The sequence below is a fragment of the Stackebrandtia sp. genome (assembly GCF_035643755.1).
Taxonomy (GTDB): Bacteria; Actinomycetota; Actinomycetes; order Mycobacteriales; family Micromonosporaceae; genus Stackebrandtia.
On record NZ_DASQPW010000099.1, the window covers coordinates 1 to 10,635 of the forward strand.

Annotated in this window: 13 protein-coding genes and 1 pseudogene; 6 read left to right on the forward strand and 8 right to left on the reverse strand. The window is 71.1% G+C overall.

Annotated elements, in window-relative coordinates:
• Positions 1-347: AMMECR1 domain-containing protein (locus VE172_RS07370; RefSeq protein WP_324799280.1), on the forward strand; the 347-nt coding region annotated here is incomplete at its 5' end.
• A complete protein-coding gene (locus tag VE172_RS07375; protein ID WP_324799282.1) occupies positions 344-847 on the forward strand; it encodes a hypothetical protein in 504 nt (167 codons plus the stop codon). The genes VE172_RS07370 and VE172_RS07375, both read left to right, overlap by 4 nt.
• Here VE172_RS07375 and hemC read toward each other — a convergent pair.
• Positions 831-1,754, reverse strand: coding sequence for a hydroxymethylbilane synthase (hemC, locus tag VE172_RS07380; protein ID WP_349258291.1), 924 nt, complete (start codon positions 1,752-1,754; stop codon positions 831-833). The genes VE172_RS07375 and hemC overlap by 17 nt on opposite strands.
• A gap of 155 nt (positions 1,755-1,909) precedes the next feature.
• On the opposite strand from hemC, the gene VE172_RS07385 reads away from it, so the two are divergent.
• Complete coding sequence (locus VE172_RS07385; protein ID WP_324799287.1) at positions 1,910-2,725, forward strand: hypothetical protein; 816 nt, start codon at positions 1,910-1,912, stop codon at positions 2,723-2,725.
• Positions 2,726-2,788: 63 nt separating this feature from the next.
• On the forward strand, positions 2,789-3,931 hold the full coding sequence (locus VE172_RS07390) for an Mrp/NBP35 family ATP-binding protein (RefSeq protein WP_324799290.1): 1,143 nt from the start codon (positions 2,789-2,791) through the stop codon (positions 3,929-3,931).
• Positions 3,932-4,093: 162 nt separating this feature from the next.
• Here the strand turns inward: VE172_RS07390 and VE172_RS07395 are convergent, their stop codons facing one another.
• From VE172_RS07395 to VE172_RS07405, 3 genes and pseudogenes are all read right to left on the reverse strand, one after another.
• The gene (locus tag VE172_RS07395; protein ID WP_324799293.1) at positions 4,094-4,534 is read right to left on the reverse strand and encodes a twin-arginine translocase TatA/TatE family subunit; all 441 of its coding nucleotides are present in this window, start codon (positions 4,532-4,534) and stop codon (positions 4,094-4,096) included.
• 54 nt (positions 4,535-4,588) lie between these two features.
• The gene (locus tag VE172_RS07400) at positions 4,589-5,971 is read right to left on the reverse strand and encodes a S1C family serine protease (protein ID WP_324799295.1); all 1,383 of its coding nucleotides are present in this window, start codon (positions 5,969-5,971) and stop codon (positions 4,589-4,591) included.
• Between the two features lie 262 nt (positions 5,972-6,233).
• Positions 6,234-6,398, reverse strand: a pseudogene (locus VE172_RS07405) (DUF3117 domain-containing protein); the annotation flags it as partial.
• 249 nt (positions 6,399-6,647) lie between these two features.
• On the opposite strand from VE172_RS07405, the gene VE172_RS07410 reads away from it, so the two are divergent.
• Both VE172_RS07410 and VE172_RS07415 read left to right on the forward strand, forming a co-directional pair.
• Entirely contained in the window at positions 6,648-7,415 is a 768-nt protein-coding gene (locus tag VE172_RS07410; RefSeq protein WP_324799298.1) for a PaaX family transcriptional regulator, read from the forward strand.
• A 7-nt stretch (positions 7,416-7,422) separates the two neighbouring features.
• Positions 7,423-8,205: an enoyl-CoA hydratase-related protein gene (locus VE172_RS07415; protein ID WP_324799300.1), complete on the forward strand. Its 783-nt coding sequence runs from the start codon at positions 7,423-7,425 to the stop codon at positions 8,203-8,205.
• 14 nt (positions 8,206-8,219) lie between these two features.
• Here VE172_RS07415 and VE172_RS07420 read toward each other — a convergent pair whose 3' ends face one another.
• Genes VE172_RS07420 through VE172_RS07435 form a run of 4 tightly spaced genes read right to left on the reverse strand, consistent with a single transcriptional unit; the run spans position 8,220 to position 10,546 of the window.
• Complete coding sequence (locus tag VE172_RS07420) at positions 8,220-9,275, reverse strand: alpha-hydroxy acid oxidase (RefSeq protein WP_324799303.1); 1,056 nt, start codon at positions 9,273-9,275, stop codon at positions 8,220-8,222.
• A gap of 33 nt (positions 9,276-9,308) precedes the next feature.
• Positions 9,309-9,524: a hypothetical protein gene (locus VE172_RS07425; RefSeq protein ID WP_324799306.1), complete on the reverse strand. Its 216-nt coding sequence runs from the start codon at positions 9,522-9,524 to the stop codon at positions 9,309-9,311.
• A 12-nt stretch (positions 9,525-9,536) separates the two neighbouring features.
• Positions 9,537-10,121 (reverse strand): DNA-3-methyladenine glycosylase I, encoded by a 585-nt coding sequence (locus VE172_RS07430; protein WP_324799309.1) that lies wholly within the window; start codon positions 10,119-10,121, stop codon positions 9,537-9,539.
• On the reverse strand, positions 10,118-10,546 hold the full coding sequence (locus VE172_RS07435) for a DivIVA domain-containing protein (protein WP_324799311.1): 429 nt from the start codon (positions 10,544-10,546) through the stop codon (positions 10,118-10,120). The genes VE172_RS07430 and VE172_RS07435 overlap by 4 nt, the downstream gene beginning before the upstream one ends.
• Between the last annotated feature and the right edge of the window lie 89 nt (positions 10,547-10,635).

The window sequence follows — 10,635 nt, forward strand, 5'->3', positions numbered from 1 at the left end:
TGGTCGACCCGCGTCTGGCCCCTGTGGACGCCTCGGAGTGGCCCGAGCTGTGGATCTCGGTGTCGCTGCTGTCCGAGCCCGAACCCCTCGATGTGGACGGACTGGACTCCCTGTGCGCCGCGCTGAGACCCGGCGTCGACGGCCTGACGCTGCGCCAGGACCTGCGGCGCGCCACCTTCCTGCCGTCGGTGTGGGAGTCGATCGACGAGCCCGGGAAGTTCGTGGCGCAGCTGCTGCGCAAGGGCGGCTGGGAGCCCGGCTCCTGGCCCGCGGGCATGACCGCCGAGATCTACCACGCCCACAGCCACAGTTCCGAACCGCCGCGCCCGCCCCTGGGAGAGTCATGACCGACGACGCCGCCGTCCACCCGCTGATCGCCGAGGCCGCCAAGAAGGCCCAGGTGTGCTGGGTGGCGACCGACGACTCGCCCGCGAAGTCCCTGTGGTGCCTCAACATCGACGGCGTCCTGGCGGTGGTGTGCGGCCCCGGGGAACAGCACGACCCCGGCCTGTCGGCCGCCGACGCCTGCCGGGTCACCCTTCGCGGAGACCACAATGGACGTATCCTGACCTTCGAGGCGACGATCGACCACGTGACCCCCGGCGACGACCGCTGGGACGAGGTGGCGTCCGCGCTGTCCGCCAAGCGCCTCAACTCCGGAGCCGGCGACACCGTGGCGCGCTGGGCCGCCGAATGCTCCGTCTACCGCCTGGTGCCCTCGCCGACTCCCCCGACCGCGGGCGCGGAGCTACCCGACGCCTCGCTGGCGGCCGTCCGCGAACCCAGCACCGCCGCCCGGGCCACCCGCCGCCCGTTCCGGCTGCACAAGGTCAGAGGGCGTCGATGAGTTTGCGGGCTCCCTGGCTCAGCAGGTCGTCGGCGACGCTGCTGCCGACGACCTCGGCGTCGGCGTGGATGGCGCGGGCGTCGAGGATGGTGGAGCCGTCGGGGTCCATGACGCGGCCGTGCAGGCTGAGTCGTCCGTCGGGTTCGACGGTGGCGTAGCCCGCGATCGGGGAATGGCAGTGGCCCTGGAGCGCGCGCAGCATGGTGCGCTCGGCCGTGGTGCGGCGGGTGGTGACGGCGTCGTCCAGGCGGGTGACGAGGTCGGCGGTGGCGGTGTCGTCGTGGCGGATCTGGAGCGCCAGGGTGCCCGCGCCGACCGCGGGAAGCATGGTGTCGATGTCGAGGATTTCGCTGATGCGGCCCTGGAGGCCGATGCGCTCCAGGCCCGCGACGGCCAGCAGCAGGGCGTCGAAGTCGCCGGCGTCGAGCTTGGCGAGGCGGGTGTTGGCGTTGCCGCGGATCGGCAGCGGCCGCAGCGTGGGCCACTCGAGGGCGAGCTGCGCCAGGCGGCGCGGGGACGAGGTGCCGACGCGGGCGCCGTCGGGAAGGCCGGACAGCGCGGCGCCGGTCGGCGAGACCACCGCGTCGCGGACGTCGTCGCGCTCGAGGTGGGCGGCGATGACGGTGCCCTCGGGCAGGTCGCGGTCGCCGGGGATGTCCTTGACACAGTGGACGCACACGTCGCAGCGGCCGTCCAGCAGCGCCGCGTCGACCTCCTTGATGAAGGCGCCCTTGCCGCCCAGCTGCGACAGGGGGCCCGTCCAGCGGTCGCCCGAGGTGGTCAGCGGGACCACCTCGACGGTCAGGTCGGCGTCCAGCTTCCTGAGGGACCGGGAAACCCGTTCCGCCTGGGCCAAAGCCATGGGTGAGGACCGGGTACCTATGCGAACCAACGACACGCCCGCCAGCTTACGACCCGCGACGTTTGGGCTCGACGCACGGTTGCGGCGGGTTATGTCACCGCGCGGTCGCGGTGAGCCACCGCACAAACCCTGGGCAGCGCGGCCGGGCCGCGGGCAGGCTGGGAGGCCAGTTCGCAAGGGGGAGACGGAGGGGATCCATAATGGCCGGTGAGCGCCAAGACGGGCCACCGGGGCAGTCCAAGAAGGACGACGGCGGGAAGATCAACACCCTGCAGATCGTCGCCGCCACCGGGGCCTCCACCACCGCCGCGATGGTCGCCAACGCCCTGGGCATCTACGGCACCGTCACCGGCGTCGCGGTGTTCAGCGTGATCTCCTCGGTGGGCACCGTGCTGTACCTGAAGTCGATGCACCGCACCAAGGAGCAGTTCCAAAAGGTCGTCAAGGCCGCCAACGACTCCGCCACGCCGCTGCCGAGGCTGCGCCGGGCCACCCCGCGTGCCGCGGCGCCCGTTCCGCCGCCCGACGCCACCGCCGTGATCCCCGCGCAGCAGCGCGACGCCGAGCCGCCCGCCGAGTGCGCGCCGACCTCGGTGATCGACGCCGCCGCCGACGACACCGCCGCGCCGAGCGGCCTCGGCGCCTGGTGGCGCAGGAACTGGAAGGTGCTGGCCATCAGCAGCGTGCTGGTATTCGCACTGAGCATCGCCGCGCTCAGCGCGATCGGCTGGCTGACCGGCTCCGACCCCAGCGCGTACTACCGCGGCCAGCCGCCACAGTCGTCCAGTGTGGAGCACGATTCCTCGCGGGACGGCACCGACGGCGACCCGAGCTCGGACACCTCCGACGGCACGTCGCGGGAGCGCTCCGACTCGCCGTCCGGCACCCCGTCGGACAAGCCCTCCGACCGCCCGTCGAGCCAGGACAAGTCCACCTCGGACTCCGGCGGCGCCGACGACTCCACCTCGGGCGCCGACAACCACCGCGACGGCCCCTCCTCCCCCGACGGCGAGTGACGTGCGCATCGCCGACGCCCGCGCGTCGGCGGCGCGGTAACGGCCGGGACGTACGATGAAGACATGTCAGCCCCCGCTACCACCATTGAGCAGGACATTCACACCGCGTTGAGCGGCGTGGAGGACCCGGAGATCCGGCGACCCATCACCGACCTGGGCATGGTCGACGACATCACCGTCGACGGCTCGCACGTGGCACTGCGCATCCTGTTGACCATCGCCGGATGCCCGCTGAAGGACAAGCTGCGCACCGACATCAACACGGCCGTGCGCGCCGTGGCGGGCGTGGAATCGGTGTCGCTGGAGTTCGGCGCCATGACCGACGACCAGCGCAAGGAGCTGCAGACCCGGCTGCGCGGCGGCGGTGGCGACGAGCCCGTGATCCCGTTCAGCCAGCCCGGCTCCCGCACCCGCGTCTTCGCCGTGGCCTCGGGCAAGGGCGGGGTCGGCAAGTCCAGCGTGACCGTGAACCTGGCCGCGGCCCTGGCGGCCAAGGGGCTGTCGGTGGGCGTGGTGGACGCCGACATCTACGGCCACTCGGTGCCGCGCATGCTGGGCGCCGCCGACGCGCGCCCCACCCCCGTCGAGGACATGATCATGCCGCCGCAGTCGCACGGCGTGAAGCTCATCTCGATCGGCATGTTCACCAAGGGCAACGCCGCGGTGGTGTGGCGCGGCCCGATGCTGCACCGGGCGCTGCAACAGTTCCTCGCCGACGTCTACTGGGGCGAGCTCGACGTGCTGCTGCTCGACCTGCCGCCGGGCACCGGCGACATCGCCATCTCGGTGGCGCAGCTGCTTCCCGTCGCCGAGCTGCTGGTCGTCACCACCCCGCAGGCCGCCGCCGCCGAGGTCGCCGAGCGCGCCGGGGCGATCGCGGTGCAGACCCACCAGCGGGTCGCCGGGGTCGTGGAGAACATGTCGTGGCTGGAAACCCCCGACGGCAACCGCATGGAGCTGTTCGGTTCGGGCGGCGGCGAGCAGGTCGCCCAGGCCCTGTCCACCCGCATGGGCACCGCGGTGCCGCTGCTGGGCCAGGTCCCGCTGGACCAGGCGCTGCGGGAGGCGGGCGACGAGGGAGTCCCCTTCGTGTTGCGCGACAAGGAATCGGCGGCCGCGCGCGCCCTGAACGACATCGCCGAACGGCTCAGTGTCCGCACCGAGAGCCTGGCGGGCAAGCCGCTCGGCCTGTCCCCCAAGCGTTAAGAGTTCCTGAATTGTTGGCGTTCGATCAGTGAGGGGCCGCGAGGTGGATGAGTGGCAAGGCGGAGGTGCTGTCGCATACCGGTGTTGTATGCGGCAGTGCCGACAACGCCGCCAATCGCCGCCTCGCGGTTCCGAACCGGACAGTCAATGATTCAGGAGCTCTTAAGTCGCGTCGAGGTCGTAGGAGTGCTTGCGGGCGGCGGGCTTGGCGGGCTCGTCGTCATCATCGTCCGTGTCGTCGCGTGACGACGAGGAGCCGTTGGACCGGATCGCCGCGGCGGTCTCGTCGAGTTCGTCGCGCAGCGGCTTGGTGTGCTGCTTGACGTCGTCGAGAGCCGACCTGATCGGGTTCGTCAGCAGCTCCTCGTCCTCCTCGCTGAGGACGTGCTTGCGGATGAACGCCTTGGGGTTGAGGTCGTTGATGTCGATGTCGGTGCCGGTCTCGCGGCTGATGTCCTCGGTGGCGTTGCGGGCCATCTGACGGACCTTGCGGACGCCGCGGCCCAGGCCCTGCAGGACCTTGGGAAGCCGCTCGGGGCCGATGACGAACAATGCCACCAGCATCAGGACCACGATCTCCATGCCGCCGAGATTGTCCAGCATCCTGAGGGCTCCTTGTCTTGGGTCATCGACGCGGCAACACTACGCCCGATCGGGCTACTTGTCCTCCTCGGAGCCCAGAGTGATATTGGCCTGTGACGCGGTGCCGTCGTGCTCGTAGGTGATCGACACGTCGTCGCCGGGGGCGTGCTTGAGCACCAGGCCCTCCAGCTGGACGCCGTCGGTGATGACCGTCTTGCCGAACTTGACGATGGTGTCACCCTCTTTGATGCCCGCCTTGGACGCGGGGGTGCTGTCGGACACCGACTTCACCTTGGCGCCACCGGTTTCCACGATGGTGGAGGTGGTGTCGGTGTTCAGCTCGGCGCCCAGCACCGGGCGGGTGGGCTTGCCGTTGTCGATGATCTCCTTGGCGACCCGCACCGCCTGGTTGCCCGGGATCGCGAAGCCCAGGCCGATGTTGCCGGCCTCACCCTTGTCGTTGGTGAACGGATAGATGGAGGCGTTGACGCCGATCACCTTGCCCGCGGTGTTGACCAGCGGCCCGCCCGAGTTGCCCGGGTTGATGGCCGCGTCGGTCTGGATGGCGGCGGTGATGGTGGCGTCGTCCTTGCTCTCGCCCGCCACCACCGGGCGGTCCAGGGAGCTGACGATGCCCTCGGTGACGGTGTTCGACAGGCCCAGCGGCGTGCCGATGGCCACCACCGGGTCGCCCACCTGCACCTTGTCGGAGTCCTGCACCGGGGTCAGCGGGGGCAGGTCCTTCTTGTCCACCTTGATGACCGCGATGTCGGTGGCCTTGCCGGAGCCGACGGTGGTGGCCTTGGCGGTCGTGCCGTCGTTGAACTGGACCGTCATCTTGGCGCTGGAATCGCTCTCGGCCAGCGCGGCCACGTGGTGGTTGGTGACGATGTATCCGTCCTTTGAGTACACCCAGCCGGAGCCGTTGCCGCCGCCGTCGGAGGTCTCGATCCAGATGGTGACGACGCTGGGCAGCACCTTGTTGACCATCGCCTGGTAGTCGCCGTGCGGGCCCTCGTCGTCGCCGGAGATGGTGGCGCCGGAGTTCTTCAGCGCCGACAGCGTCACCAGGGTGCCCAGGGTGCCCGCCAGCAGCGAGCACAGCACCGCGATCAGGATGGTGACGCCGATGCTGGTCCCGCCCCGGCGGCGGGGCGGCGCGCCGAACGGCGCCTGCTCCAGCGGCGGCAGGTGCGGCGCGGGCGTGTGCTGCACGACCGCCGGGGACTGCGGGTTGCGCCACGGGTCGTTGGGGGCGTTGTGCGCCCACCACGCCGAGGGGTTGTGTTGCGCCGCGGTCGGATGCTGCCCGGTGGGAACCGTCGGGTACTGACCGGTGGGTGCGGGGGCCGGCGCGGGAGAGGGTGTGGTGGGTGGTTGCGGGGCCGGTGGCTGCTGGGGCGTCCCCGGCGTGTTCCACTGCGGCTGTCCGGAGCCCGGCGTCACGCCGTCCGACATGATGTGGTCCTCTTCCCGCCGCTGGTACGGCGTCCTCGTCGCGTCCGCAAGCTAATCGGCCCGGTCAAGCCCAACCCAAATTCCGGGGCCGATCCACAGGCTTCGATGGTAGTCACATCGGGCCGGGGACCGTCCCGCGCGCTCGGATTCTGGGCGCACGCCAGGCACGGACACCACGAAAGGGCTCCGGCCGCCGACGGAACGCCCGCCAGCCGCCGGAGCCGATTGAGGGATTTGTTGGAGACGCGTGTCCGCGCGCTAAGCCGTTCAGATTCTTCAGCTCTTGAGACAGTGTCTCGGCTTCATCCGGGGTCATCTCGACCACCAGCCGGCCGCCGCCTTCGAGCGGGACCCGCATGACGATGCCGCGGCCCTCCTTGGTGACCTCCAGCGGACCGTCGCCCGTCCGCGGCTTCATGGCCGCCATGTGTTGACTCCCCTCGACTCGATGCCGCGGTACCGCGGCGCTACTGGGTGGGACATTACGTTGATCGTTCAAGCTTGCGCCAAAAACGTTCGACGAACAATCTTCCCTGATGAGGTCGCCTAATTCCAAACCGGGCCGGGGTGTGTGTGACGCAGACTTGAATTTTTGTCGTGTTCTTGTCACACTCGCACCTGGTTTCACAGCCGCGGCCGCACCGCCCACACCGCCGAGCGTGAAGGATTCTCGCTTATGCACGCGCGATCGGCACTCTTCGATGTCTACGGGGATCATCTGCGGCGACGCGGCGGCCGGGCACCGATTTCGGCGCTGGTCGCCTTGCTGGAGCCGCTGGGGATCGCGGCGCCCGCGGTGCGCACGGCGGTGTCGCGAATGGTCCGTCAGGGTTGGCTGTCGCCGACCGACGGACGGGGCTACGCGCTCACCGCCCGGGGGGCCCGCCGGATGGAGGACTCGGCCACCCGGATCTACCGCACCGCCGACCGCGCCTGGCACGGCGAGCTCGACATGGTGCTGTTCGCGCCGCCCACGCAGCGCCGCACCCGCTCCCAGCTCACCGCGGCCCTGCGCTTCTGGGGCTACGCGCCCCTGGCGCCCGGCTGCTGGATCTCGCCGTGGCCCGCCAACGAGCTGGACGGCGCGTTCGCCGAGTCCGGCGTGGACTTTGAGCGCTTCGGCGCGGCGCACCGCGGCGACACCGTGGCGCTGGTGCGCCGGGCCTGGGACCTCGACGCGCTGTCCAAGCGGTACCGTGCGTTCGTGTCCGAACTGGAGCCGGTGGTGGCGGCCGCGGGCACCGACGACAGCTCCGCCTACGCGGCGCGCTTTCGGCTGGTGCACGAGTTCCGGGTCTTCCTGTTCTCCGACCCGCAGCTGCCCGAGGCGCTGCGCCCGCCCGACTGGGAGGGCGACGCCGCGGCGGCCTTCTTCGACACCCACGCCGCCCGGCTGCGCCCGGCCGCCGACCGCTTTGTCGATTCCTGTCTCGATGCGAAATGAGGTAGCCATGTCCGACCCCGTACTGTCTTCCACTTCGGACGGAGTCACGACCGTGACGATCAACCGTCCCGACGCGCTCAACGCCCTGGACGTGCCGACCAAGGTGGGGCTGCGCGAGGCGCTGTCGCGCGCCGGCGGCGACCCCGACTGCCGCGCCGTGCTGCTGGCCGGGGCGGGAGAGCGGGCGTTTTGCGTCGGGCAGGACCTGCGCGAACACGTCCGCAATCTCCAGACCGAAGCGCCGCTGAAGACCGTGCGGGAGCACTACAACCCGCTGGCGCGGGTGCTGTTCGACCTGGACAAGCCGGTGGTGGCGGCGGTGCGGGGCGTGGCCGCCGGGGCGGGCGCGTCGCTGGCGTTCCTGGCGGACTTCCGCGTCGGCGGGCCGTCCACCAGCTTCTCGATGGCGTTCGCGGGCATCGGGCTGGCCGCCGACACCGGAGCCAGCTACCTGCTGCCGCGCCTGGTGGGGCGGGCGCGGGCGGCCGAGCTGCTGATGCTGAACCGGACGGTGCGCGCGGCGGAGGCGTCCGAGCTGGGGCTGCTCACCGAGCTGGTCGAGACCGACGAGGAGGTGGCGAAGCGCGCGGCCGAGCTGGCGGCCCGGCTGGCGTCCGGGCCGACCGTCGCGTATGGACAGATTAAGCGACAGCTGCGGGTGGGCGGCACCTTCGCCGACGCCCTCGACTGCGAGGCCGACGCCCAGGCCGCCAGCGGCGCGACCGCCGACCACCGCGCGGCGGTGGAGGCGTTCGTCAACAAGCAGAAGCCGAGCTTCGAGGGACGCTGAGCCGCCTCCACAGGTTATCCACAGGCGCCGCCGCGGTCGCGGACGCGCTCGGCGGTGATGTCGGCGATGGCGGCGCAGCCCGACAGCGTCATGGTCTCGCGCAGCTCGGCGATCAGGGTGTCCAGGACGCGGCCGACTCCCCGCTCGCCGTCGGCGGCCAGGCCCCACACGTACGGGCGTCCGATCAGGACCGCCCGGACGCCGAGCGCCAGGGCGCGAAACGCCTGCCCGCCGGTGCGGATGCCGCCGTCCACGAGCACGGGAGCGCGGCCGTCCACGGCGTCGATCACCTCGGTGAGCGCCACCGCGGTGGGGACCGCGCCGTCGAGCTGCCGACCGCCGTGATTGGACACGATCACGCTGTCGACGCCGTGGTCGAGGCACCGCAGGGCGTCCTCGCCGTTGAGGATTCCCTTGGCGGTCAGGGGAAGCCCGAGCTCGGCCAGCCAGTCCAGGTCGGACCAGGTGAGCGCGCGGTCCCAGCGCCCGGGTCGGTGTTCGCGCGTGGAGCCGTCGCCGAGGTGGGTGGTCACGGCGGCACCGTCGGGCAGCGGGCCCAGCGTGCGGTGGCGCCGCGAGCGGGGGCGGGTCGCCTCGACGGGGCGATCGAGCGTCACCACGACGCGTTCGTATCCGCCCGCCGCGGCGTTGGCCACCACCTGGCGGGTCAGTTCGCGGTCCTCGCTGACGTACAGCTGCAACCAGCGCCGCCCCGGCCGACCCGCCAGAGCGTGCAGGTCGGTGGTGGCGCTGGTGGCCAGGCAGTACACGGTGTCGGCGGCGGCCGCCGCCGCGGCGCTGGCCTCCTCGCCGTCGGGGTGGAAGGCGCGCTGCCTGCCCACGGGCGCCAGCAGGATCGGCGCGGCCACCTCGCCGCCCAGCACCTCGGCGCGGGTGTCGACCCGGCTCATGTCGCGCAGCACTCGGGGCCGCAGCCACCAGCGTTGCCAGGCCGCCTGGTTGTCGCGGATCGTGCTCTCGGTTCCCGCCCCGGCCGACAGGAAGTCCCAGGTCGCGGGCGGCAGCTTGTGTTCGGCCTGGCGGCGGATCAGTTCGAGTTCGGGATCCATCCCCAAACAGTACACTCGTACTGTTTGACGCCCTCAGTCCTCCTCGGGGTCCAGATCCGTCTCGGCCCCGCCCACATACGCCTGCATGTCCAGCTCATTGCCGTACGGCGCCACGAACGCGGGCAACTCCCGCGATCCCAACGCGCGCACGTACTCCCAAAACTGCGCGACCGCCTCGGCGCGTCCCGCGGCCTCGATCGGCAGGGCCACGCTCACCTGCCACTCCCGCATCGGCTCAGGATCGCTCATGCCGACATCCCATCATGCGTCCCGCCCCAGCGACACGTGGCACGCCTCCAGGTGATCGTCGACCATGCCCGTCGCCTGCATCAGCGCGTACGCCGTGGTCGGCCCGACGAACCGAAACCCGCGCCGCTTCAGCTCCTTGGCCATCGCGGTGGACTCGGGCGTCACGGCGGGAATCGCGTCGAGCGCCCTCGGACGCGCGCGGCCCCCCGTCGGCGCGAACGACCACAACAGCTCCGACAGACCGCCGTCCAAGGCCGACGCCACCTGGGCGTTGTTGATCGAGGCCAGGATCTTGGCCCGATTGCGGATGATCCCCGCGTCCCCCAGCAATCGTTCCACATCGGACTCGCCGAACTCCGCCACCTTCGCGATCGCGAACCCCGAAAACGCCTCCCGAAACGCCTCGCGCTTGCGCAGGATGGTCAGCCACGACAACCCCGACTGAAACGCCTCCAGGGTGACCCGCTCGAACAACGCGTCATCCCCGCGCAACGGCCGCCCCCACTCGCGGTCGTGGTACTCGCGATAGATCTCGGGCTCGACGCCCCACGGGCACCTGGCCTTGCCGTCGGGGCCCGTGACGGCGGCGGTGTTCATTCCTCATCCTTGTCGTCGTCGGTCTCGGCAGCGGTTTCGGCCTCGGCGTTGTCGTCGGTCTCCGCGGATTCGCCCAACGCGCGGCGCCTCACGTCGCGCAGCGCGTCGGCCTCCTCGGCGCGCCCGTCCCGCAGCGCCGTCACCTCACTGGCCAGCACCTTGATCAGCTCGTCCTTGAAACCCACGTCGTAGGCGACCCGCGCCAGGGCGTCGTCGACCTGCGAGGTGCGGTAACCGCGCACGCCCGTGTCGAAGGTGGTGGACAAAACGTCCGATTCGGACAATGGGCGGTCGCTGGGCAGGTCGTTGGGAACGCCGTCGGCGAGGCGGACCAACCCGGGATCGTTGCCCGTCACGAGAATGACGATCCCGAAGGCGATCGCCACGGCCAAGGCGAGGGCGAGTAGCACCAGGACGAACTCCATGAGGGGCATCCTCGCACGACGGGACGGTCGGGGGTGTGGCGGTCGCTCGAGCCTGTGGATAACTCGCGGACTGTGGAAAGACGGGCGCG

Coding starts and splice junctions, on each gene's coding strand:
- VE172_RS07375 (WP_324799282.1), top strand. CDS start 344: ATGACCGACGACGCCGCCGTCCACCCGCTGATCGCCGAGGCCGCCAAG.
- VE172_RS07385 (WP_324799287.1), top strand. CDS start 1,910: ATGGCCGGTGAGCGCCAAGACGGGCCACCGGGGCAGTCCAAGAAGGAC.
- VE172_RS07390 (WP_324799290.1), top strand. CDS start 2,789: ATGTCAGCCCCCGCTACCACCATTGAGCAGGACATTCACACCGCGTTG.
- VE172_RS07395 (WP_324799293.1), bottom strand. CDS start 4,534: ATGCTGGACAATCTCGGCGGCATGGAGATCGTGGTCCTGATGCTGGTG.
- VE172_RS07400 (WP_324799295.1), bottom strand. CDS start 5,971: ATGTCGGACGGCGTGACGCCGGGCTCCGGACAGCCGCAGTGGAACACG.
- VE172_RS07410 (WP_324799298.1), top strand. CDS start 6,648: ATGCACGCGCGATCGGCACTCTTCGATGTCTACGGGGATCATCTGCGG.
- VE172_RS07415 (WP_324799300.1), top strand. CDS start 7,423: ATGTCCGACCCCGTACTGTCTTCCACTTCGGACGGAGTCACGACCGTG.
- VE172_RS07420 (WP_324799303.1), bottom strand. CDS start 9,275: ATGGATCCCGAACTCGAACTGATCCGCCGCCAGGCCGAACACAAGCTG.
- VE172_RS07425 (WP_324799306.1), bottom strand. CDS start 9,524: ATGAGCGATCCTGAGCCGATGCGGGAGTGGCAGGTGAGCGTGGCCCTG.
- VE172_RS07430 (WP_324799309.1), bottom strand. CDS start 10,121: ATGAACACCGCCGCCGTCACGGGCCCCGACGGCAAGGCCAGGTGCCCG.
- VE172_RS07435 (WP_324799311.1), bottom strand. CDS start 10,546: ATGGAGTTCGTCCTGGTGCTACTCGCCCTCGCCTTGGCCGTGGCGATC.